This window comes from Parapedobacter koreensis (assembly GCF_900109365.1).
GTDB lineage: Bacteria > Bacteroidota > Bacteroidia > Sphingobacteriales > Sphingobacteriaceae > Parapedobacter > Parapedobacter koreensis.
On the sequence record NZ_FNZR01000001.1, the window covers coordinates 321,240 to 345,250 of the forward strand.

The 24,011-nt window shown below is 47.8% G+C and carries 20 protein-coding genes; 18 read left to right on the forward strand and 2 right to left on the reverse strand.

Annotated elements, in window-relative coordinates; all coding sequences use genetic code 11:
• The first annotated feature begins 15 nt into the window (after positions 1-15).
• From BMW65_RS01325 to BMW65_RS01340, 4 genes are all read left to right on the forward strand, one after another.
• Positions 16-1,941 carry a polysaccharide biosynthesis protein gene (locus tag BMW65_RS01325; RefSeq protein ID WP_090602162.1) on the forward strand — a complete coding sequence of 642 codons (1,926 nt, stop codon included), beginning with the start codon at positions 16-18 and terminating at the stop codon, positions 1,939-1,941.
• Between the two features lie 72 nt (positions 1,942-2,013).
• The gene (locus BMW65_RS01330; protein WP_090602164.1) at positions 2,014-2,691 is read left to right on the forward strand and encodes a tetratricopeptide repeat protein; all 678 of its coding nucleotides are present in this window, start codon (positions 2,014-2,016) and stop codon (positions 2,689-2,691) included.
• 59 nt (positions 2,692-2,750) lie between these two features.
• Positions 2,751-3,242, forward strand: a complete 492-nt coding sequence (ribH, locus tag BMW65_RS01335; protein ID WP_090602165.1) for a 6,7-dimethyl-8-ribityllumazine synthase — start codon at positions 2,751-2,753, stop codon at positions 3,240-3,242.
• A gap of 227 nt (positions 3,243-3,469) precedes the next feature.
• Complete coding sequence (locus BMW65_RS01340; RefSeq protein WP_090602167.1) at positions 3,470-4,219, forward strand: hypothetical protein; 750 nt, start codon at positions 3,470-3,472, stop codon at positions 4,217-4,219.
• On the opposite strand, the gene BMW65_RS01345 is transcribed toward BMW65_RS01340, so the two are convergent.
• Positions 4,216-4,620 carry an RNA-binding S4 domain-containing protein gene (locus tag BMW65_RS01345; protein ID WP_090602168.1) on the reverse strand — a complete coding sequence of 135 codons (405 nt, stop codon included), beginning with the start codon at positions 4,618-4,620 and terminating at the stop codon, positions 4,216-4,218. The genes BMW65_RS01340 and BMW65_RS01345 overlap by 4 nt on opposite strands.
• 131 nt (positions 4,621-4,751) lie before the next feature.
• Here BMW65_RS01345 and BMW65_RS01350 point away from each other — a divergent pair, with 131 nt between their 5' ends.
• The 8 genes from BMW65_RS01350 to folP all read left to right on the forward strand — a co-directional run bounded on the left by BMW65_RS01350 (position 4,752) and on the right by folP (position 14,019).
• Entirely contained in the window at positions 4,752-5,570 is an 819-nt protein-coding gene (locus BMW65_RS01350; protein WP_090602170.1) for a 2,3,4,5-tetrahydropyridine-2,6-dicarboxylate N-succinyltransferase, read from the forward strand.
• Positions 5,571-5,596: 26 nt separating this feature from the next.
• Positions 5,597-6,178, forward strand: a complete 582-nt coding sequence (locus BMW65_RS01355) for an L-threonylcarbamoyladenylate synthase (RefSeq protein WP_090602171.1) — start codon at positions 5,597-5,599, stop codon at positions 6,176-6,178.
• A gap of 200 nt (positions 6,179-6,378) precedes the next feature.
• Positions 6,379-9,186, forward strand: a complete 2,808-nt coding sequence (locus BMW65_RS01360) for a TonB-dependent receptor (RefSeq protein WP_143053759.1) — start codon at positions 6,379-6,381, stop codon at positions 9,184-9,186.
• Positions 9,187-9,232: 46 nt separating this feature from the next.
• Positions 9,233-10,657 carry a hypothetical protein gene (locus BMW65_RS01365; RefSeq protein WP_090602174.1) on the forward strand — a complete coding sequence of 475 codons (1,425 nt, stop codon included), beginning with the start codon at positions 9,233-9,235 and terminating at the stop codon, positions 10,655-10,657.
• Positions 10,658-10,767: 110 nt separating this feature from the next.
• Positions 10,768-11,742 (forward strand): hypothetical protein, encoded by a 975-nt coding sequence (locus BMW65_RS01370; protein WP_143053760.1) that lies wholly within the window; start codon positions 10,768-10,770, stop codon positions 11,740-11,742.
• A gap of 28 nt (positions 11,743-11,770) precedes the next feature.
• Positions 11,771-12,547 carry a leucine-rich repeat domain-containing protein gene (locus tag BMW65_RS01375; protein ID WP_143053761.1) on the forward strand — a complete coding sequence of 259 codons (777 nt, stop codon included), beginning with the start codon at positions 11,771-11,773 and terminating at the stop codon, positions 12,545-12,547.
• A gap of 184 nt (positions 12,548-12,731) precedes the next feature.
• A complete protein-coding gene (locus BMW65_RS01380; protein ID WP_090602179.1) occupies positions 12,732-13,211 on the forward strand; it encodes a DUF4920 domain-containing protein in 480 nt (159 codons plus the stop codon).
• A 1-nt stretch (position 13,212) separates the two neighbouring features.
• Positions 13,213-14,019 carry a dihydropteroate synthase gene (gene folP / locus BMW65_RS01385; RefSeq protein ID WP_090602181.1) on the forward strand — a complete coding sequence of 269 codons (807 nt, stop codon included), beginning with the start codon at positions 13,213-13,215 and terminating at the stop codon, positions 14,017-14,019.
• A gap of 6 nt (positions 14,020-14,025) precedes the next feature.
• Here folP and metG read toward each other — a convergent pair whose 3' ends face one another.
• Positions 14,026-16,101, reverse strand: coding sequence for a methionine--tRNA ligase (gene metG, locus BMW65_RS01390; protein WP_262497292.1), 2,076 nt, complete (start codon positions 16,099-16,101; stop codon positions 14,026-14,028).
• Between the two features lie 122 nt (positions 16,102-16,223).
• Between metG and BMW65_RS01395 the strand changes: the two genes are divergently transcribed.
• From BMW65_RS01395 to BMW65_RS01420, 6 genes are all read left to right on the forward strand, one after another.
• The gene (locus BMW65_RS01395; protein WP_090602182.1) at positions 16,224-16,631 is read left to right on the forward strand and encodes a DoxX family protein; all 408 of its coding nucleotides are present in this window, start codon (positions 16,224-16,226) and stop codon (positions 16,629-16,631) included.
• 10 nt (positions 16,632-16,641) lie between these two features.
• Positions 16,642-17,295, forward strand: coding sequence for a class I SAM-dependent methyltransferase (locus BMW65_RS01400; RefSeq protein WP_090602184.1), 654 nt, complete (start codon positions 16,642-16,644; stop codon positions 17,293-17,295).
• 96 nt (positions 17,296-17,391) lie between these two features.
• The gene (locus BMW65_RS01405; protein ID WP_090602185.1) at positions 17,392-18,006 is read left to right on the forward strand and encodes a TetR/AcrR family transcriptional regulator; all 615 of its coding nucleotides are present in this window, start codon (positions 17,392-17,394) and stop codon (positions 18,004-18,006) included.
• Between the two features lie 180 nt (positions 18,007-18,186).
• Complete coding sequence (locus BMW65_RS01410; RefSeq protein WP_090602186.1) at positions 18,187-19,329, forward strand: efflux RND transporter periplasmic adaptor subunit; 1,143 nt, start codon at positions 18,187-18,189, stop codon at positions 19,327-19,329.
• 6 nt (positions 19,330-19,335) lie between these two features.
• The gene (locus tag BMW65_RS01415) at positions 19,336-22,554 is read left to right on the forward strand and encodes an efflux RND transporter permease subunit (RefSeq protein WP_090602188.1); all 3,219 of its coding nucleotides are present in this window, start codon (positions 19,336-19,338) and stop codon (positions 22,552-22,554) included.
• A 1-nt stretch (position 22,555) separates the two neighbouring features.
• Positions 22,556-23,992, forward strand: coding sequence for a TolC family protein (locus BMW65_RS01420; RefSeq protein ID WP_090602189.1), 1,437 nt, complete (start codon positions 22,556-22,558; stop codon positions 23,990-23,992).
• The last annotated feature ends 19 nt before the right edge of the window (positions 23,993-24,011 follow it).

A 24,011-nucleotide genomic window follows, 5' to 3' on the forward strand; every position in this document is an offset into this window, starting at 1 on the left:
CTTAAATCAGTTTGGATGTTTGATAGATTTAGCATCGTTCCCCGTTGGATTATTTTCACGCTCGATTTGTGCTGCAGTGCTTTTGCATTGTTTTTTGCATCCCTTTTGCTCAACAGTTTTAACTACGAAACCATCAACTCCGCTGATTTTAGCCGCAGGTTATTGGTTGTATTGGGCGTCAGTACAGTAGTTTTCTATAGATTGAGGATGTATGCCGGCATTGTACGCTATACCAGCGCACTGGACTCTGTACGGATTTTGTCATCGGTATCCTTATGCATCGTTACCGTTTTTTTGCTGAATACCATTCTCATTGCCTTAAACCATCCACCGTTATTATCCAATAGTTTGCTTGTTGCTTATGGTTTGATGAATTTCTTATTGCTGATCACGTATCGTTCTACGGTAAAGTTATTCTTCTTATACATCAAAAACATGAAGGCTAGCCGTAAGCATACGGTTATCTATGGAGCCGGTGATGTAGGAATTGCTGCCAAACGTGCTTTGGATCATGACCATAATGCCAATAACGTTGTCATCGGTTTCATTGATGATAACATACAGAAGGTAGGAAAAATCATTGACGGAGTACGCATCTATCATACTGATTATTTTGAACAGCTGATCATACAAGGCAAGGTAGATGAGCTGATCATTTCATCCCACAACATCCCGGTAGCAAAAAAAACGGCCATCGTAGACCGTTGTTTGGAACAAAACATCAAAGTCCTGACAATGCCGCCCGTGCATCGCCTGATTAATGGTGAAGTGGCTCCCAATCAAATACAAAAGATGCGGATTGAGGATTTGCTGGAGCGCGAACCCATAAAAATCGACAATCAGTCCATCGGTCAGCAGCTCAATGGCAAACGCATACTGGTCACCGGGGCCGCAGGATCAATCGGCAGCGAAATCGCCCGGCAATTGGGTAAATACTCCCCACAAATGATCATCCTGAATGACCAGGCCGAAACGCCTTTACATGAGTTGCAGTTGGAGCTGGAAGATTTACAGAAAAACCAGGTATACCATGCGTTCATCGGGGATATCCGGGATGCCGATCGCATGGAGGCTTTATTCCGAACATTCAAACCGCACTATGTATACCACGCGGCGGCCTATAAACATGTGCCGATGATGGAAAATCATCCCGTGGAGGCCGTACGAACCAACGTAATGGGAACACGGCTTATCGCACGGTTGGCCGTAGCATATAGGGTGGAAAAATTTGTCATGATTTCAACAGACAAAGCAGTAAATCCCACCAATGTAATGGGCGCTTCAAAGCGTATCGCTGAGATCTACGTGCAAACCTACTTCAATCATTTGTCAAAACAGATACCGTATGGTAATAATGATTTCCCATACACCCGTTTCATCACTACAAGGTTTGGCAACGTATTGGGATCCAACGGTTCGGTGATACCGCGTTTCAAGGCCCAAATCGAGAAGGGAGGCCCTGTGACCGTCACTCACCCCGAAATTACCCGCTATTTCATGACAATACCGGAGGCATGCCAGTTGGTCTTAGAAGCAGGATCTATGGGAGACGGTGGCGAAATCTATGTTTTCGACATGGGTAGTTCGGTGAAGATTGTCGAATTAGCGCATAAAATGATCAAACTGTCTGGCCTCGTGCCAAACAAAGATATTAATATCGAATACTCGGGACTAAGACCCGGAGAGAAATTATACGAAGAGTTACTGAATGATTTGGAAAACACGTTGCCTACACATCATCAGAAAATCATGATCGCCAAGGTAAGGAACTATGATTTTGGCTGGGTAGACCAAGAAATAGACAACCTTATCCGAATCACCAAAGTTCAAAATGAGCGGGAAATCGTGTTAAAAATGAAAGAATTGGTGCCTGAATTTAAGAGCAACAATTCCATATACGAAGAGTTGGATGAAAAGCGAAGAAGAGGCATTGATGTATAAGAAGGTGTTGTAAAAAAACCTTGGATATAAATTGTAAAAGTGTATTTTTGCAATCCGAATTTAAAAACAGAAATGTCAAGTAATCAAAAACATAAAACGGTAGCCACGGCTCCAACGAAAAGAACCGGAAGCTTCATTCTTGAAAACCAAAAGAGTCTGGTATTCATTATTGGTGGAATAGTCGTGCTAATCCTGCTCTATATTGGCTATCAACGCTTCTATCTGGCACCACGGGCAGAAACAGCCGCAGATCAACTTTTCAAAGCGGAAGCATACGCTACCATCGATTCCTTGCAACAACGTGCGATAGATGGTGATGGCTCATATCCTGGCTTCAAGGAGATTGCAGACGAATATGAAAATACCAAATCGGCTAATATCGCAAACGCTTATTTAGGAGGGTTATACCTACGCCAAGGTAAATACCAGGAAGCTATTAATGCCCTGGAAAAATACAGTAATACAGGCAGCACCGTATTGGATCCCTTGGTTATCGGCCTGCTTGGGGATGCCTACTCCGAACTCAAGGATTATAATAAAGCTGCTTCTTACTACAAGAAGGCGGCAGAAAAAAATTCAAACACGTTCACTTCACCCCTATTGCTTAAAAAATTGGGCTTGGTATATGAAGCACAAAACGACTTCAAGCAAGCGGTTGAAGCTTACAAACGGATACAGTCGGATTATCCAGAAAGCCAAGAGGCTACATCCATAGAAGGCTATATTGCACGGGCGGAAGCGCGGTTATAATACCGCTATACGCTCCAACTACGTTGGCTGCAAAAATGCAGCCTTTGTTTTGACTAAACATGGCAAGTCGCAATAAAAGTTTATCGGATTTTTCACACATGGAGGTGGTCTCGGCCACATCATACCGATTCGGTATTGTCGTATCGCAATGGAATTCGGAGGTGACCGGTCGTTTGTTGGCGGGCGCTTATGACTCCCTACAAAAGCACGGAGCACAGGAGGAGCATATCACCGTTGTACAGGTACCCGGAAGCTATGAGCTGACCAGCGGGGCCGATATCTTGCTTCGGAACAGCCAGTTGGACGCCATCATATGCTTGGGATGTGTCATCCAAGGAGAAACTAAACATTTTGACTATATCTGCAGCGCTGTTGCCCACGGAATTACACACGTCGCATTAAAATACAATAAACCCGTAATTTTTGGCGTTTTAACTACTGACAACCTCCAACAGGCAATGGATAGAGCCGGCGGGAAACATGGTAACAAAGGGGAGGAAGCAGCGGTTACAGCAATTCAAATGGCGGCATTGAGCGCCAATGTAAAATAAGTTTGTATATTCACTGAAAAAAGTTCATATGAAAAGGACATTCATCATCGGTATCCTGCTTATTATGTCGGTTTCATTTGTGATGCAGTCCTGCTCAAAACAGACCTGTCCGGCCTATAGTACTTATCCAAAAACAAAACGGGTTAGGTAATCGCGATCATTCGTACTTTTACGCTTTCGATATAGCTAAAGTGTTTTAGCTGGTTGAGGAATAAAATGGAGAGGTGATGCACTATATTATTAAATTCAAACTAAGCCTATTCGTTGCTTTATTGAGCTTCGCGACGGTCGTGAGGGGGCAGATCACCGCTGTTGACGATGTTGCCAATAAGCTATGGGAGGCCATAGGGGGAAAAGAAAACTGGTTAAATGCCCGGTATTTTATGTTTAGCTGTATTGGTGGCGACAATCAGTCGGCCATTCAGGGCGAACGTAAATATTTGTGGGATAAACAAACCGGAAATTGTCGGTTTGAGGGGTTGACTACCGATGATGAAAACCTCATTGTCTTGTTCAACATCAAAACAACGTCAGGTACGGTATACCTCAATGGTACAAAGCTGGACAATCCACGGACCACAGCAGACATTGTTAAAGAAATAGCTATCGAATTTGAAAAAGATGCTTATCTGCTATTCTTGCCGACTGCGTTGGAAGGCGATAATGCCACCTATACGGTAGCTGAGGAAAAACTGGTCGGTGCCCAACGTTTTACCGTTGTCAATATCAAAAACCGTAAAACGAGCTTTGAAGGTGCTGTTGATGGGCAATTGTACGTCGATTCCCAAACGGGGCAAGCCCAACGATGGAGGCCGAGCCAGGTTTCCAATTATTTTGTTATCAGTGGATTCAAGGATATCGGTGGCGGGTTGGTTTTGCCCACCCGTTTCATCGGTAATGATACAACCACCAGCATCACGTATCCGCTTGCAGCGGCATTGGTGAACATCGAAGGACAGAAGTTCAGCAGGCCTTAGTCTGTTTCATCCCACCAATCACTTTTCAGCCCGTCAATCTCCCGACGTTCTTTTTTGGTGGGACGTCCGGTACCCCTATCCCGCTTAAGTAATGGGGCATGATGCATGGTCTTATAGCCATAGGTCTCTTCTACCGGTGTATGATCTTCATAAAAGCTGACTGCGGTCTTGGCATCTACCCGCTTATCCAATAGCCCGGTCACTTTCACCACTTTCCGTTCAATGCCTTTTTGGATATGATAGGTATCGCCCACCTTCACGATGGCAGAAGGTTTCACGTTCTGTCCATTGAGTTTCACCCGTCCAGCCTTGCACGCCTCGGTTGCGAGGCTCCGTGTTTTAAATATCCGGATAGCCCACAAGTATTTGTCTATACGTAGTTTTTCGCCCTCATTAGCCATAGTGGCAAACTTAGCGAAAAAGCGTGGCATTCGCCAGCACCCTGAAAAACTGCAAAAGCGGCAAACAAGCAAGCGGAAGTCGAAAGAATTTGTTTTCTTTGCGGCTATAAAATCTTTATTACACCATCGATATGATTAAAGAATTGCAGAAGCTCGTAGAGAATGCCTGGGAAAACAGGCAGTTTTTGGAATATAAGGAATACCAGGAGGCCATTGAGACAGTCATACAAAAATTGGATCTCGGTGAACTGCGTGTCGCAGAACCCATCGGCTCACGCTGGCATGTAAACGATTGGATAAAAAAAGCCGTCATTCTCTATTTTCCTATCCGCCAAATGGAAGTGATAGAAACCGGGCCTTTCGTATTCCATGACAAAATGAGACTGAAGACCAACTATAAGGAGCTGGGGGTCCGTGTTGTACCCCATGGGATTGCGCGCTATGGGGCTTACCTAGCCAAAGGCGTGATTATGATGCCTTCCTACGTCAACATCGGTGCTTATGTAGATGAAGGTACGATGGTGGATACCTGGGCCACGGTAGGCTCATGCGCGCAGATTGGCAAGCACGTGCACCTCAGCGGTGGCGTAGGTATCGGAGGCGTCTTGGAGCCTGTACAGGCCGCACCGGTCATTATTGAAGACAATGTGTTTGTAGGCTCCCGCGCCATTGTGGTAGAAGGCGTACATGTAGAGACGGAAGCCGTGCTCGGTGCCAATGTCGTGTTGACCGCATCGACCAAAATTATCGACGTCAGTGGACCGGATCCGATTGAATACAAAGGCAGGGTACCCGCTCGTTCGGTAGTTATACCGGGGTCGTATACCAAGCGGTTTGCTGCCGGCGAATACCAAGTGCCTTGTGCATTGATTATTGGCAAACGTAAAGATTCGACCGATAAGAAAACATCGCTCAATGACGCCTTGCGGGAGCATAACGTCGCTGTATAACGCCAACCGGTTAAAAAATAATACACATGGATCACCATGCACACCCGTCAATTATCACCAAGGCTCTTGACACGCTACGTGCGGGCGGGCTTATCCTATATCCCACCGATACCATATGGGGCATTGGGTGTGACGCAACTAACCCTGAGGCGATAGAACGGGTGTACCAATTAAAAGGGCGGGATAAGGGAAAGAGCCTGATTGTCCTGCTCGATAGCGAAAACCGGTTGCCGGGGTATGTACAGGAAGTGCCTGAAATGGCCTACCAACTCATCGAATATACAGAGCGACCGCTAACCATCGTCTACTCGGGCGCCAAAAATTTGGCGCCCAATCTACTTGCTGAAGATGGCAGCATTGGGATACGCGTGGTGCAACAGCATCCTTTTTGCACACCGTTGCTCCAGCGCTTCCGCAAACCCATCGTATCAACTTCAGCCAACTTGAGCGGACAGTCTGCTCCCCGGAATTTTTCGGAGGTATCCCAGGAAATCCGCGATAGTGTAGATTATGTCGTCGAATTTGGCCAGGATGATCCACATGAGGGCATGGCTTCCATCGTCATGAAACTTGAACCCGGGGGGAAATTTTCATTCATCCGGAAATAACGAAAGACTTAAAAACCAAATACATACACCACTGAAACATTGGGTGTATTCCCTATAGCTTCAACCTCGAAGGCTATAGCTATAAATCGCTATAGCACTTTTCGTAACAAACATATGCACCTAAATTTAATATTCATGTATTATTTAAGCAATATTAAATTAATGGATATACGCCATTTTTGTTGCAAAAAGGAGTCAGCTTGAAAATAACATGTACTAATCTAATCGCTTTTTTCTGCCTACTATTTACAGCTTCCACAGCCTTCGCCGGCAACATATCGGGTCGTATCAGTGATTCAGCCAATGGTGAGCTATTGGTGGGCGCCCGTGTGAGTCTCCGTGGCGCAACAGGTGGCGGTATGCTATTCGAAACCGCTTCCGGATTGAACGGCAGGTTTGTTTTCAATGATGTGCCCGACGGCACTTATGTGGTAACCGTAGCGTACGTGGGCTATGAGTCTGCAACCGATCGCGTAGAAATCGCTGCGGGTTCCGTGGGTGTGGAACTCGACATCGCGCTGAATGCCGATCAAAGCATGCTGGATGAGGTAATGATTTTGGGAGAGGGGCGCGGTACTGACGCGCATGCCCGTTCGCTGGAGAGGTTATCACCCACGGTAATGAATGTGATTTCGGCGAAGCAAATCCAGTTGTCTCCCGATATTACGGTAGCCAACGTGATCCAACGGGTATCTGGTCTCTCCATCGAACGAAATGCCAGTGGCGACCCCCAATACGCCATTGTGCGCGGGATGGATAAGCGATACAACAATACCTTGGTAAATGGTATCAAGATTCCTTCCCCGGACAACGAGAATCGGTTTGTGCCACTGGATATCTTTCCGGCGGTTTTTCTGGAACGGTTGGAAGTGTATAAGTCGTTAACCGCAAACATGGAAGCAGATGCCATCGGTGGTACCGTAAACATGGTGATGAAATCAGCGCCCGCGACCTTCCTGCTGGACGCAGACATTCAGGTGGGTTATAACCAGGCCAATTTTGACCAAGATTTTATGACATACGACCGATCCGGTGTAAATCGTTTGTCTCCAAAGGAAATCCACGGCGATACCTATCGGGCAACACCTGATGATTTTCCGGTCGAAAACCTGATTCTGGATAATAAACAAGCATTGCCTGATATCTTTGCTAACGTGACCTATGGCGACCGCTTCGTGAAAGACAAGCTGGGTATAATGCTTGGCGGGAGTTTTCAGAATTCCTACCGGCCGGTGACCAATTATTTCTACGATCCGGCGGTAGACGGTACCCGCGAAGGAAATCCGTTGCTGATGCGGGAATTGATTGAACGCAATATCAGTTCGCAACTCCAGCGCATTGCTTTCCACGGTAAATTGGACTATCATCTCAATGACCGGCATGGATTTAGCTTTTACGCGGGCAAGTATTTGTTGAATGAATTTCGGGTGCGGGATCAGTTACGGCAGGAGAACTTTGTGTCGACAACGACAAATTCGGTCTATCCCCTCACGCGTACGAGCAATATCTACCAAGATATCACGACGTTGGATTTGCGGGGAAACCACGATTTCACCGAAAAGTTGCGGTTTGATTGGTCGGCAATTTATTCCTTGGCAGAAAACGATCGGCCTGATGATGCCGTGTTTGCCCGTGCAGGGCAGCTAAATCTCGAAACACGCGAGGTAACAAATGAAATTGTGTATTTTCAGGGAACCCGGAATTCGCGGACATGGGAACGCAATCAGGACAATGACTTGTCGCTTTATCTCAACTTGACCTATAAACCGGAGATCATCAACGACAAAACTACATTCCAGATTGGTGGCGTCATACGTAATAAAGAACGCGACAATTATTTCAATTTTTACAACTATTCTCAGATATTCGGCCAGTATCGCGGGGTCGACTGGGATGATTTCGGCGACGTTGAATTTGGAACCATGGCAAACCCGTTGGGTAGCGGGGATCGGAGCAACCTTGTATACGATGCATACGAAGATATCTACGCGGGATACATCAACACGTCATGGGCGCTGGATCGTACGGAAATACAAGTAGGGCTCCGCGCAGAACAAACCATCCAGGGCTATGCGATCAATGCTCAGGCCGCCTCTTCAAACGATATCGAATTGGAACAGGAACAGAACTACCTGGATTTCTTTCCATCGTTGAGTGTTAAATATTTGTTGAACACGAGAACAAACCTGAAAGCGACTTATTTTAAGGGCATCAGCCGACCGGGATTTTATGAGATCGTTCCTACAGTGCGCCAGGCTGGTGGTGGAGACTCCTTCTACAGCGAAATGGGAAATGCCGATCTGCGGCCAACGATCGGCCATAGCGCAGACCTGCGGTACGAGTACTTTCCGTCGGCTATTGATCAATTGCTTGTGGGTGTGTTTTACAAGCGGCTAATCGACCCAATCGAGTATGGCTTTCGCCAAGCGAGCAACGAAACTGAGCAACCTTCGCTAAACCGCATCCTGCCGCAGAATTTTGAAAACGCAACCAATTTCGGTGTTGAACTGGATGCCACCAAATATTTCAATAAATTCGGTGTTCGCCTCAATTACACGTACACCAACTCACGGATTACGGCTAACAAATTCGTCTATGAAAACCGGACAGCTTCATTGGTTAGTCAAACCCGGCCCCTTCAAGGACAGTCGGCACATATCGGAAACGTAAGCTTGCTATTTAAAGATCAGAAACGTGCATTGGACGCGCAACTGGTGTTGAACTATACCGGAGAGCGCATTGCTGTCGTCTCGCCATTCCTTGGAGCAGACCACCTGATGCGGCCTATGACACAACTGGATCTTTCTATCGAGAAAGGATTCAAGCGTTTTGTGGTTTTCGTCAAGGCGAACAATCTGCTGAATACGCCTTACGAGCTTTTCGTTGAAAAGCCATTGGCGGTGCCTACGGATCCTTATCCCTACCAAGAAGACCCCTATAATCGCGCAGATGTGCGCCGGGATAGCTACGGTCAGTCTTACCGGCTGGGCGTTCGCTATACGCTATAGCAATTTTTTTGCAAACAATTATTTATAAACATAAACGCGGAATAACATGATTAAACAGTATTTAAACCGGACACAACGTTTGTTCGTATTTTTCCTTTCAGCTGCCGTTTTGGTGGCTGCATGCAGCAAGAATAATGATGGCCCCTCTGATCCGCCCGAAGAGGAAGAAGAAGAGGAGGTTGTCGACGGGATCTCGGGAGATCTGACCGAAGTAAGTTTCCAGGCGGGCGAATCGTATGACGTCGTCGGTGATATTTTTGTTCCGGAAGGGGCAAGCGTTACGATCCCTGCAGGCGTAACACTGGAATTTCAGGAAGGCCCTAATGGCGAAGCTTGGTTTTTGGAAGTATTCGGCTCATTGTATATCCTCGGTGAGGAAAACGACCGTGTTGTACTTACTCCTTCTGAAGAGCTGCTCGCTTCCAGCAAGAATCAGGGCATTGGTCAACTATGGGGAGGCATCATTGGCACAAACACGGCCGGTGATCTCGTCATCCAATATGCGGACATCCTGCATGCTGGCGGTACAGTTCGCGAAGAGAATGCGATGGCACAAGCAGCTACCGGCGGTGGTGGCGAGCTGAGCGCCGGTGATGCCAGCTACGCACTGTATTATGTACGGGAAGACGGCCAACGCCAAGATGGTATTTTCGTACTGACACATTCCCACATTGCGTTTACTCCAGATGATGCCATCCGGATCAACGGCGGAACGATCCTGTTCACCTACAACCGGTTTGAGGTGACCGGCGGCACTGGCGGAGACGCGGTGAACATCAAGGCAGGGTCAAGTGGTGACTTTGCTTACAATTTCTTCTACAACTTAGCAACCAACGGTTTGAAGTCTGCGGACACAGGACCCGGCGTTTCCGGCGCACTGGAAACCAATTTTTACAACAACACTATCATCAATTCCGGCTACCGGCGCGCAGAGCCAGGTCGGGGCGCTGGTCTGAACTACGAGTCTGATGCATACGGCAAAGTATACAACAATCTGTTGGTAAATAATCGCTTCGGTCTTCGTTTCGTTTCCGGCGAAGATGAGCCAAGGGTTGAAGAAATTGGCTACGGTTATAACTGGTACTATGGTGCTGTCCAAAGCATATTGGATGAAGTATATCCTACTGATGCTACAGCTTCTGTAGGCTTAATCGGCAACGACCCCCGCGCACCAATCCCCACTACGGACATCGTAGGAGGACCCGGTGAAAACGATCCTGAATTCGTCAACTTTGACCCTTCTACATTCGTATTTAGCGGAAATGGTTCGATTGCTACCGATCCACTGCGTAGCAACATCGAACCGATTCCTGACGGGGCCGATTTCCACCTGAGTGCTGGCTCACCTGCGCTTACCGGAGGCTTTACCGATTTCGGACCGGTACACGAAAATTATGTATCGTTAGATGGTCAGTTGACATTCACCCCTCCTGCACCAAGTGAATTTTTCGGAGCTTTTGGGACAAATTAATAAGCTGCTAATGTTGTCGATTGTTTGACACGATATCCCATACGAGTGAATAGTTGTTCTCCTTTTCGAGCCAATTATTCACTCGTTAGTGGGTTTTCTAAAAGTTGTTAATGGAACGGATTCTCCACTGTATAGTTGCTTTTGTCTTGTTGTCATCTTGTTCAAAAGATGCACCGCAAGCAGACGGCATGGAAGACACTCAGGGATATGACTGGGGCAATCATATACCATTCGTGACAAGTTACAACACGTTTGGAATGCCCTATACAGACCGGTATGAGTCGCTACCATTGCCAAAAGGCAGCGTATCGATGAGCGAGGCTTCAGGAATAGCCTACAGCGTACGCAATCCCGGGAAAATATGGGCGCATAATGATTCGGGAAATCCGAATATCTTGTTTTTGTTGGACGAGCATAACGGCGAAATCGCAGCAAGGTACCAAGTAAACGGCACGGCCAACCTGGATTGGGAAGACGTGGAAGTCGCCGTGGGGCCTGATGAAGGCAAATCGTATTTGTACATCTCAGACACTGGCGACAATGACGAACGGCGAACGAATTATAGCATCTACCGGTTTGAAGAACCACTTTTCGAAGCGTCTCATCAGGGACAGTTGGTCCGTATTTCAACGATTGCTGTCGATCGTATACAATTTAATTATCCCGACGGAAGCCATGATACAGAGGCTATGTTTGTGGATCCGTTTACGAAGGACATATTTTTAACCACCAAACGCGATCGCGTTTCTATGTTATATGTTTTACCCTATCCGCAGCAGACGGATGGATCCAGTACGTGTTACAAAGCTGGCGAATTTTCATTCCGGGAAGCTTCCGCAGCGACTTGTTCGAAGGATGGACTGCGTGTACTCATCAAGAACAGGCAGGATATCTTCTACTGGGAGCGGAGCGCTAATGAAACCATGGTACAATTGCTTGCCAGGACACCGGTGAAGGCACCTTACAGCGGTGAACCGCAAGGCGAAGCGGTATGCTTCGATGCGGAAAACAACTATTTCACATTAAGCGAACAAGCTAACTTTGACGCCTGGCCAATCTTGTATAACTATCTTCTTAAAAACTAATATCGAATTTTAATTTAAAAACTAACTCATGAAAAAACGACTATTCTTTTTGTTGTGCTTTGCAACGATGTTGGTCACTACCGCTCAACTGAACGGCTGCAGTGATGATGATGATGTAACTCCAGAAGAAGAGGTACCAGAGGTTGTGGAGATACCAGATGCGGCTTTGGCTACGCAGATCAGGTTGCAATTGGGATTGGAAGCTGATGCGGATATCACCGTGGAAGACATGCTGGAACTTGAAGAATTGAATTTGGATGCGGAGACCGATGTCACAGGCGAGTTGAGCGAGATAGCTGATCTGACCGGATTAGAATACGCGACAAATTTGACCTATCTTCATTTTGGATATACAGCGGTGACCGATCTTACTCCCATTAAGGATTTGGAAAACATCACCTATTTGCGGATGAACAATACTGAAGTAGCTGATCTGTCGCCCATTGCTGATTATACATCATTGACCTATTTCAATGCGAATACAGTAACCACTATTACCGATATCAGCCCGTTGGCGGGAAATACCGGCATGAAGGAAATTATTCTGCGCGACGTACCTTTCGGCAATGAAGGTATGGCAACTATCCGGGCATTTACGGGATTGTACCGCATCAACATGCGGGGTACCGGAGTAACCGACATTTCGGTATTGGCCGAACTGATGGCTGAAGGTGCATTATTGGATAGTACGCCAGGCGCAGAGGAAGCCGGTGGCGCCGATTTGGACCTACGAGGTCTTGAAGGAATTAATTGTTCGCTAATTGAACCTTATAAAGATCAAATCTCTAATATCGAGGGATGTTAAGCTAAGCGATGCCGGTTGATGATTAGTATTATTGTCAGGCACAAAGAAAGCCCGGAGGATGCTTTTAAGCAGCTTCCGGGCTTTTTTATGTAATGTTCGGTTTATGACCAGCGTGATAGCCTTCTAAAAATTTGCATATCAAGGCAACTTTATCTAAGTTTGAAACAGCTAAAACAGTAGTTTTATGAAAAGATTGACAACACTATTCGCAGCCATCGTATGCCTGATTACGGTATCACAGGCACAAGAGGCAATCCCTTCCGCCCAACCGGGTGTGCAATACGGAAAGGCCATTAGCAAGGACGGCGCTATTGATGTACATGCATTAGCAGCGAAATTGGCCGTTGATTCTACCTATACAGGCAAAGTGGAAGGCAAGGTTGTGGAAGTATGCAAGAAGAAAGGTTGTTTCATCCGTGTGGAGCGTGAGGGAGAAGGTGATCCCATCCTCGTACGTTTCAAGGATTACGGTTTTTTCATGCCGCAGGACATCATCGGCAAAACCGTAGTGCTTGAGGGACAGGCCAAGGTAAAGGAAGTATCTGTGGCCCAGCAACAGCACTTTGCCGGAGATGCTGGCAAAAATGCGGCGGAAATAGCCAAAATAACCCAACCCAAGGTAGATATCAACATCATCGCTGACGGTGTAGTGGTCGTTCAATAAGATGAACGCCAGGGGCTGGCTGATCGATCTTTCGTCGCCAAAAGTGATGGGCATCCTGAATGTGACACCAGACTCCTTTTACGATGGTGGACAGCATAATACCGTAGACACCGCTCTGCATCATGCAGAAAGGCTATTGGTTGAAGGTGCCGATATGTTGGATATTGGTGCCTATTCATCCCGCCCGGGTGCGGCCGATGTGAGCGCAGAAGAAGAAGCGGCACGTTTGGTTCCCATCATTGCAGCCATCACGGATAGATTTCCAGACGCGATACTATCGATAGACACCTTCCGCGCCAGCGTAGTTCGGGCCAGCATCGCCGCCGGGGCGCATATAATCAACGACATTTCCGGTGGGACATTGGATGACAGTATGTTTGGCACCATAGCCGAATTGCAAGTACCCTATATCCTCATGCATATGCGCGGCATGCCAAATACTATGCAGCAGCTAACGGACTATGAAGATGTCGTGCAGGATGTGAGTGTATTCTTTGGCCGCCAGGTAGCCGCCTTGCGCCAATTGGGTGTCAAAGACATCATCCTTGACCCCGGCTTCGGTTTCGCAAAAACATTGGGGCAGAATTATGAACTGCTCCAACGGCTTGATGAATTACATGTACATGGCTTGCCTATCCTTGGTGCGCTCTCACGTAAATCAATGATCTATAAGAAACTCAACATTACAGCTGCGGACGCGTTAAACGGCACCACCGTGCTCAACACCGTGCTCCTGATGAAAGGGGTGCAACTACTGCGCGTGCATGATGTCAAAGCGGCAAAGGAAGCCATTGCCTTGTTGCGATAAAGAGAGCTATCGGATAGTGCTGCCGGACTGCACTTCGGTTTGCGGTACCACGAAATCCAGGCGTCCGTCTTTGTCCTCTGCCATCAGAATCATGCCCTGCGATACAATACCTTTGATTTCCCGAGGTTCTAAATTTACCAAGATAGCCACCTGTTTGCCGACAACCTCTTCGGGCGCAAAAAATTCAGCAATACCGGATACCACGGTACGCCGATCGATACCCGTATCAATGGTCAGCTTCAGCAATTTCTTGGTTTTTGCTACTTTTTCAGCAGCAAGAATTTTCCCTACACGGATATCCATCCGGACAAACTCTTCAAAGCTGATATTAGGTTTTGCTTCGGGAACCGTTTTGGCTGCTCGTGCATTGGTTTCCTTTGCCTTGGAAAGTTTCGCAAGTTGGGCATCTACTTGTTCATCGGTAATTTTTTCGAACAACAATTGGGCTTCCCCTAACTGGTGGCCGGCAGGCAACAAATCATGGCGACCGGCTTGCTGCCAACCAGCCGCTTCAAAATTAAGCATAGCAAACATGCGTTGCGCCGTATGGGGCAAGAATGGTCGGGCCATGATAGCCAGATTAGCCGCAATTTGCAAGCTTACATTCAGAACGGACTTCACCCGTTCTTCGTCTGTTTTGACGAGTTTCCAGGGTTCGGAATCCGCCAAGTACTTATTGCCGAGACGGGCCACATTCATGAATTGTGCCAAAGCTTCACGGAATCGGAATTGGGTAACCGAGCCCGCGATATGCTTGGGATAACGCTCAAGCTCTGAAAAAATAAAACGATCAGTATCGGTCAATTGACTGGTTTCCATAACCTTACCACCAAAATATTTGTGAGATAGTACCAGCACGCGGTTTATGAAGTTGCCAAAGATAGCCACCAGTTCGTTGTTCACCCGTGCTTGAAAATCTTTCCATGTAAATTCACTGTCTGATGTCTCCGGCAAGATAGACGTCAGCACATATCGCAATTCATCCTGCTTACCGGGAAATTCATCCAGGTACTCATGTAACCATACCGCGTGATTGCGCGAAGTTGAGAGCTTGTCCCCTTCGAGGTTGAGAAACTCATTGGCCGGTACGTTTTCCGGCAATATATATTCGCCATGTGCGTGGAGAATGCTGGGAAAAGTAATACAATGGAACACGATATTGTCCTTACCGATGAAGTGGATCAAACATGCATCATCCGCAGGATTGATCTGCTTTTTCCAATATTTCTCCCAGTCATTTCCGGTATCCAGCGCCCATTGCTTGGTGGCCGAGATATACCCTATCGGCGCATCCAACCATACATACAATTTTTTTCCTTTAGCTTCTTCCAATGGCACGTCTACTCCCCAATCCAAATCACGCGTCATGGAACGAGGTTGCAAGCCCGATTTCAGCCACGAGCGGCATTGCCCGTAAACGTTGGGCTTCAGCACTTCTTTCTTCCCTTCCAACAGCCACTCTTCCAGCCACGGCTGGTATTTATCCAGCGGCAAATACCAATGCCTGGTCTCGCGGAGCACCGGCGGTTTACCACTAAGCGTCGAGATCGGGTTTATCAAATCAGTGGGATTGAGTGAAGTGCCGCATTTTTCACATTGGTCACCATAAGCCCCCTCGCTTTTACAGTTGGGGCAAGTCCCCGTGATGTAGCGATCTGCCAAAAACTGGTGGTATTCCTCATCATAATACTGCTCCGTCACCTGCTCGATGAACTCCCCCTTTTCATAGAGGTTCAGGAAAAACTCCTGGGAGAGCTCATGATGTATCTTCTCCGATGTACGGTGGTAGATGTCAAACGAGATGCCGAATTGTTCGAAACTCAGCTTGATCTGTGCATGATATTTATCAATGATAGCCTGCGGTGTGGTTCCCTCCTTTTTGGCCTTGATGGTGATGGCAGCGCCATGTTCATCCGAACCACAGACATAGACAACATCCTTATTATTAAGGCGCAAGAAACGCACGTAAATATCGGCAGGGATATAAGCCCCAGCGAGGTGTCCGATGTGTAGCGGGCCATTGGCATAGGGTAATGCCGAAGTAATCGTATAACGTTTGAAAGGTAAAGCTATATTACTCAATGTATTTCAGTTATTTAGTGGGCGATGGATTCAATTTTACAGAAAAATGAATCCTATTGTTTGCAACTGTGGCAAAGATAAATCAATTTGCGCGGAATAATAAGTAGATAAAATCATAAAAAATGGCAGCATTATCTTGGTTAGGCAAGTACAAGAATACCGGATTATTACTTATCCGTATCGGATTGGGCGTAATGTTCATTATGCACGGTTATCCTAAGTTGCTCGGTGGTCCTGCGCGATGGGAAGGCATAGGCGGAGCAATGGGCGAAGTCGGGATTACCTTTTTACCCGTGGTCTGGGGCTTACTGGCAGCGTTAGCGGAGACCGTGGGCGGCTTGTTTTTCCTGCTCGGATTTCTTTCCAGGCCCACCGCCCTTATTTTGGCTTTTACGATGCTGATCGCTTCTTTACGCCATTTGGGCGCAGGAGATGGCTTGATGGGCGCATCCCATGCTATTGAGATTGGCATTGTGTTTTTTGGCCTCGCTTTTATCGGACCTGGCAAATACAGCGTAGATAAACGATAATTCTTTCACGATGAATGAACCCATAGATTTCAAAGCGGTAGCAGCACAACTGGCGAAGCCGGAAGGCGAAGCAGGCATCAAGACCGCCGAACAAATGAATATCAGTAATGCCGATATGACACGGTATGCCATTGATCAGTTAGCCTTAAAAAGCCGTGAAAACGTGTTGGAAATCGGCCCGGGTAATGGCCGGTTTGCCGAATACGTCCTATCAAAAGGGCCGGATATTCATTACACCGGAGCAGACATTTCGGCCACGATGGTTCAAACGGCTCACGAAATAAACAAGCACCTAATCGACATGGGCCAAGCTGATTTCTTGCAAATAGATGGACTGCATTTGCCTTTTCCAGACCATACATTTACCCAGGTGTTTACCGTCAATACGCTTTACTTTTGGGAAAATCCGGCAATACTACTGGCGGAAATCAAGCGGATACTGAAACCGGAAGGTGTTTTCTGTCTCGCCATCGCCAGTAAGACATTCATGGAACAACTTCCCTTCACAGCTTTTGGCTTTGCCCTGTACAGCCCAGAAGAAGCGCAGGAGCTCCTCGTAGCGAATGGATTCAGGCTCATGGATACCGCCATCAGGGAGCATAAAACTACCAGCGCCAGCAAACAAGAAGTCATGCGCGAAGAAGTCTTTATCTGCTGCCGATAATCTTGGAAATGCTTAATTACATTAAGATGGCACTTTGTTTAAAAAATATCTTCTACCTTTGCCTAACACTGTTAAATAATTAAACGAGGGAAGATAGTGGGAAGCAAAGAACGGATACAGCGATTGAAAGACGAAAATAGGATCAATATCCTGGACGCTGCATTACAGATTGTAAAGGAAGAAGGCTGGCAAGCCCTGAGCATGCGCAAGATTGCTGATATCATCGAGTATACTGCACCCATGATTTACGAATATTTTCCCAGCAAAGAGGCTATCCTCTCGGAGCTATCGGCACAAGGATATCGTCAATTAGCTAAAAAGATGCGCGAAGCCAAAATGCACCAGCAACAACCCGAGAAACAGTTAGAGGCCATGTGGTTGGCCTATTGGGATTTTGCCTTTGAGCACAAAGAACGCTACCAACTCATGTTTGGGGTGGGCATGCGTGCCTGTGAAGTGGGAGCCAATTGCGAATGTTCAAAAACCCATTCCGAATTGGTCAATGAAGTTATTTATGAAATCATGAAGGAGAAAGCCCCCAGCACGGATGTGTTATGCCGCAAATATTACACCTTCTGGTCCGTTATACACGGCTTGATTTCCATTAATTTGGTCAACATAGGGCTTGAAGACGAAGAAGAGCAGCAGCTATTGAATCAGCAAATTCTCAAAGACGCCATCTACGGCATTACACGGTCGCTGACCGATTAATTTTTTTTGCACATTGTTTTACATTAATAAATTCTTTAACACCGTTAAATAACCCGTAAAACAGCTTTGGTTACGATGCAAAGTAACCGCATGTGTTTACCAGCTAAAAACACATCAGGATAAATTTCCATTATTTATTATTAATTTTTACTTAACACTGTTAAATAGTTTAATTACGTTATGAAATATCCCGCATCACTTTTACCCCTTATTTTAGCCTTAGGCTGCAGCAGCGACCCAGAGGCCGGCACTGCCCCTGAGCAGCAAACCATACCCGTAGTCGAAATCCAGACAGGACGGCAAATCACCTTCCAAGAGTATCCCGCATCCATAACGGGCCTGTCTACGGTCGAAATCAGGCCCCAAGTATCCGGCATCTTGGAGCACGTTTATGTAGATGAAGGCGCCAAAGTCGAAAAGGGTCAGCTCTTATTCAAGATTGATGCCAAGCCCTACATTGAACAACTGAATCAAGCCAAAGCCAGCCTCCAAGCCGCAGAAGCCAACGCGGAGCATACCCAACTCGAAGTGGAAAAGATGAGCCGACTCACGGAAAATAAACTCTTGGCTGACTTCCAGTTGAAAACGGCCGTCGCCGCGCATAAAGTAGCCCTTGCCAACTTGGAGCAGGCAAAAGCCGACCTTGCTACGGCCCAGATTAACCTCGACTATACTACCATCAAAGCCCCCGTCAGCGGGTACATCGGCCGGCTGTTCAAAAAACACGGATCACTGGTAGGCCCCACGGATGCTGAAGCGCTCACACAGCTTTCTGATGTACATGAGCTGCATGTTTATTTTGCGCTCGCTGAGCGTGATTTCGTAGCATTCAGAAACCGTTTCGAAGGCAATTCGCTTGAAGACAAGCTAAGCCACGTACCTCCGGTATCCCTTGTACTCTCAGACAACAGTGAGTATCCCGATATGGGCAAAATTGACATGGTAGATGGCCAATTCGACCGGAATACCGGGGCAATCACGCTACGTGCGACATTCCCCAACGAACATGGGTTGTTGCGAGCAGGCAATACCGGAAAAATCAGGATAAGCATGCACCATGACAGTGCACTACTGGTACCGCAATCGGCCACCGTCGAATTGCAAGATAAAATCTTCGTCTATGCCGTCGACGACAGCAATAAAGTGGTCAAACAGCCGATAGCTGTGATTGGAAAAAGTGGCCCGAACTACCTAATAAACGATGGGTTGGCCGCCGGCGATAGAATCGTATCCAAGGGAATGGATTATCTGCAAGAGGGCCAAACCATCGTTCCCCAGGAAGTAACTGCAGATAGCATTAGACGAACCGCATTAAAAAACTAATCACATATGTTCAAGAAATTTATCGAAAGACCCGTACTCTCTACGGTAGTCTCTATCCTACTGGTCATCCTCGGTATATTGGGGCTGACACGGCTGCCGTTACAGCAATTTCCCGACATCGCTCCTCCGGCAGTTCAGGTTACCGCCTTGTACCCCGGAGCCAATGCCGAAACTGTCCTTCGCGCTGTGGCGCCCTCACTTGAGGAATCCATCAATGGCGTGGAAGGCATGAGTTATATGAGCTCTACGGCGAGCAATGATGGTTCCCTGGTCATTACCGTCTATTTCAAATTAGGCACTAATCCCGATCAAGCCGCCGTGAATGTACAAAACCGCGTAGCACAGGCTACCAGCCAGCTACCGGCCGAAGTCGTACAAGCGGGCATCACCACACAAAAACAGCAGAACAGCCTTATCATGGTGGTCGACCTCTATACCGAGGACGAAGAACGGTATGATCAGACCTTCCTGACCAACTACGCCCAGATCAACATCATACCGGAGATAAAACGCATACCGGGCGTCGGACAGGCCATCGTCTTCGGTGGAAACAAGGACTACGCCATGCGTGTATGGCTCGAACCGAGCAAAATGTCGGCCTACAACATTACGCCCAATGAAATCATGGCTGCTATACAGGATAAGAACATTGAAGCAGCTCCCGGGCGTTTTGGCGAAAGCAGCCGTGAGTCCTTCGAGTTTGTCATCAAATATAAAGGCAAGCGCAACCAGCCAGAAGAATACGAAAACATCATCATCCGCGCCAATGCTGACGGGTCGATGCTGCGGCTGAAAGATGTCGCCAATATCGAACTTGGCGCATACACTTATGCAAGTGCTACCCGGATCGACGGCAAGACAGGTCTGAACATCGGCATCATGCAGTTGGCTGGATCCAACGCCAACGAAATTCAGATTGCGTTGCAGGAGCTCTTGGAAAAAGCCAAAACCCAATTTCCCAAAGGTGTGGAATACCTGATATTGTACAACACCAAGGATGCCCTTGATCAATCAATTGGTCAAGTGAAACACACACTGATCGAGGCATTTATCCTCGTGTTCCTTGTTGTTTTCCTGTTCCTACAGGATTTCCGTTCTACGCTCATTCCCGCCATCGCGGTGCCCGTAGCGATTTTGGGTACTTTCTTTTTTATGCAGCTATTTGGCTTTTCCATTAATTTACTCACGTTGTTTGCCTTGGTATTAGCTATTGGTATCGTCGTGGATGATGCCATTGTGGTCGTCGAAGCAGTCCATGCCAAAATGGAAAGGCGGCGCCTTGATCCCAAAGCAGCCACCCTCTCCGCCATGAGCGAAATCACGGGAGCCATTGTGTCCATCACCTTGGTCATGTCTGCAGTATTCCTGCCTGTAGGGTTCATGGAAGGTTCCACCGGATTATTTTATCAGCAATTTGCCTTTACCCTGGCTATTGCCATTGTCCTGTCGGCCATCAACGCATTGACGCTTAGTCCAGCATTATGCGCATTGTTCTTAAAGCAGCATCAACCGGCCCACGAACAACACGGCAAGCGGCTAACCTTCAAAGACAAGTTTTTCATTGGATTCAACACCGCATTCAGCAGGCTTACCAATCGGTATGTCGGCAGCTTGCGCTTCCTTATCCGCTTCCGGTGGCTGACATTGGGCGCATTGGCTGCATTGGTCATTGGCACGGTTGTCATGATCCAGCGCACCCCCACGGGATTCATACCGCCAGAAGACCAGGGGTTCATCGCCATTTCGGTAGACCTACCTGCAGGTGCCTCGCTTGATCGTACCAATGCCATCTTGCAAGAGGCTGAGCAAATCCTGCAGCCCATGGCTTTTACCAAAACACTGAACGTTATCTCCGGCTTCAGCATCCTTACCCAGGCCACCAGCCCGTCGGCAGGCGTAGCCTTCATCTTGTTGAAGCCGAACGAAGATCGGGGCGACGTGAAAGATATCGAGGAGATTATGACGGTCGTCAACCAACGCCTCGCAGCCATCAAGGGCGCTTCATTTTTTGTATTCACCTTCCCCACCGTGCCGGGGTTCAGCAACATCGATGGGCTCGATATGGTTTTACAAGATCGCACAGGCGGAAAACTGGACAGGTTTGATCAAATCGGGGGCGGCTTCATCCAAAACCTCATGCAACGTCCGGAAATTGCGATGGCCTTCACCGCGTTCAAAGCTGACTACCCACAGTATGAATTGCTGGTTGATGACGTGAAAGCCGAGCAATTGGGTGTCCGTACCCGGGATATCCTACAAACCATGCAAGCCTATTTCGGTAGTGCACAGGCATCAGACTTCAATCGGTTCGGCAAATACTATCGCGTGATGATGCAGGCCGAGAAAAGCGAACGGACAGACCCCACTTCCTTGGACGGTGTTTACGTGAAAAACAAGCTTGGCGACATGGTCCCAATCAATACCTTGGTCGAACTACAGCGTGTATACGGTCCTGAGACCGCATCGCGTTACAACCTGTTCAATTCCATGGGTATTAACGCCATACCAGCACCGGGATTCAGTTCAGGCGATGCCATACGTGCGGTAGATGAGGTAGCTGCCACGGCATTACCACAAGGATTCTCCCATGAGTTCTCGGGCATCACGAAAGAGGAAATTACATCAGGCGGCCAATCGACCGTTATTTTCCTGATGTGCCTCGTATTTGTCTATTTTCTGTTGGCCGCACAGTACGAAAGCTATCTGCTGCCTTTAGCGGTCATCCTCTCCATTCCCACCGGCGTATTCGGGGTCTTCGCCGCAATAGGCCTCGCTGATATTGAAAACAACATCTATGTCCAAGTGGCGTTGGTGATGCTTATCGGCTTACTTGCCAAAAATGCCATCCTGATTGTCGAGTTTGCCGTACAGCGCCGAAGGATGGGCAAATCCCTCGTATCCGCAGCCCTGGAAGCCGCAAAACTTCGGCTTCGCCCCATCCTAATGACTTCACTGGCGTTTATCGTTGGCCTCACTCCTATGATGACAGCTACCGGGCCGTCTGCAAAAGGCAATCACTCCATCAGCATTGGTGCGGCGGGGGGCATGATTTCCGGCGTGGTGCTGGGTTTGTTGATTATCCCTGTATTATATATCCTGTTCCAATACTTGCAGGAGCGCATCACAGGCCCCGCGCCCAGTACCACACACATTCCGTCATCTTCATTTCATTCGGATTCGCACCAACCAGAAGATACTCACGCAGCATTACAACATCATCATTAACATGAATACATTTTCGATTAACATATTCTTTTCGTTTTGCCTTGCCGCATCGCTGTTCATCACGTCCTGCAGAGCGCCCCAAGAAGGTGTGCAGGCAGGTGCAGCGTTGCCCGAATCGTACCGCAATGCCCCCCTATCATCGGTTGATACTATCGATACCGCAGGCATCGCCTATCTTCCCAGAACGGACTATTTCAGTGACAGCACCCTGCTGGCCTTGTTGGACACTGCCATCGCACGCAATAACGATTTGCAGCTGGCCGTGAAAAACATCGAAGTTGCCAACCAGCTTTTGGCACAGGCGAAGCTGGCCTATCTGCCATCCGTAGCGTTGGTGGCGGTAGGCAGCACCACCCGCCCGTCAAACAACAGCCTAAATGGACTCAGCCTGAATCAATTCTTGGGCAACAGACATATTGAGGACTATAATGCTGCGGTATCTTTTTCCTGGGAGCTGGATATCTGGGGAAAAATCCGCAATCAAAAAGCGGCGGCACTTGCTTCCTACTTACAGACCGAGGAAGCCAAGAAAGCCATCGAGACCCAATTGGTTACCAATGTGGCTTATGCCTACTACAATTTGCTGGCACTGCGAGCGCAATTAGCTATTGCTCAGCGCAGTCTTACCCTCAACGACACTACGTTGAACCTCATTAAGCTCCAATACGAAGTAGGTGAAGCCACCCTATTGGCTTTGGAGCAAGCCGAAGCGCAACGACTGAGTGCAGCAACACTGATTCCCTTATATGAGCAGGAGATCAATATACAAGAAAACGCATTGAGCATTCTCATGGGCAGGGTACCAGAGGCTGTATCCTCTGGGGCACATCTCGCGGATATTGCCATTCCCGATCACATATCTGCCGGTATTCCCTCCGTCCTGCTGAGCAGGCGGCCCGATGTCCGTTCTGCGGAATTAGGTGTACGGATAGCAGATGCCTACGTGCGCCAAGCACGAGCTAGCATGTATCCTTCATTGACCATTACCGCCCAGGGTGGTGTCAATTCGTTTACCGCAAGCAACTGGTTTACCATGCCAGCGTCGCTTTTCGGATCCGTTGCCGGCGGGCTTACACAACCCATTTTTCAAAATCGGCGGTTAAAAACCGCCTATGAGGTGTCGCGCATCGAACGGGAAAAATCCGTTATTCAGTTTCGTCAATCCATGCTGGTAGCTGTTGGCGAAGTGGCTGATGCACTCATCAAAATCGAGAAGCTGAAAGCGCGCAGTATCCTCACAGCAGAAAAAGTAGTCCGGCTCCGCAATGCCGTGAACAATGCCAACGTATTATACACAAATGGCGCCGCTAATTACCTCGAAGTAATCACAGCACAAAACAACATGCTCCAAAGTGAGCTCGAACTTGCAGATGTCAAGCGATTGCATCTCGGGGCATTAGCCGATCTGTATCGTGCCGTTGGCGGTGGCTGGCAGTAACCCTATTGCTGATAATGTA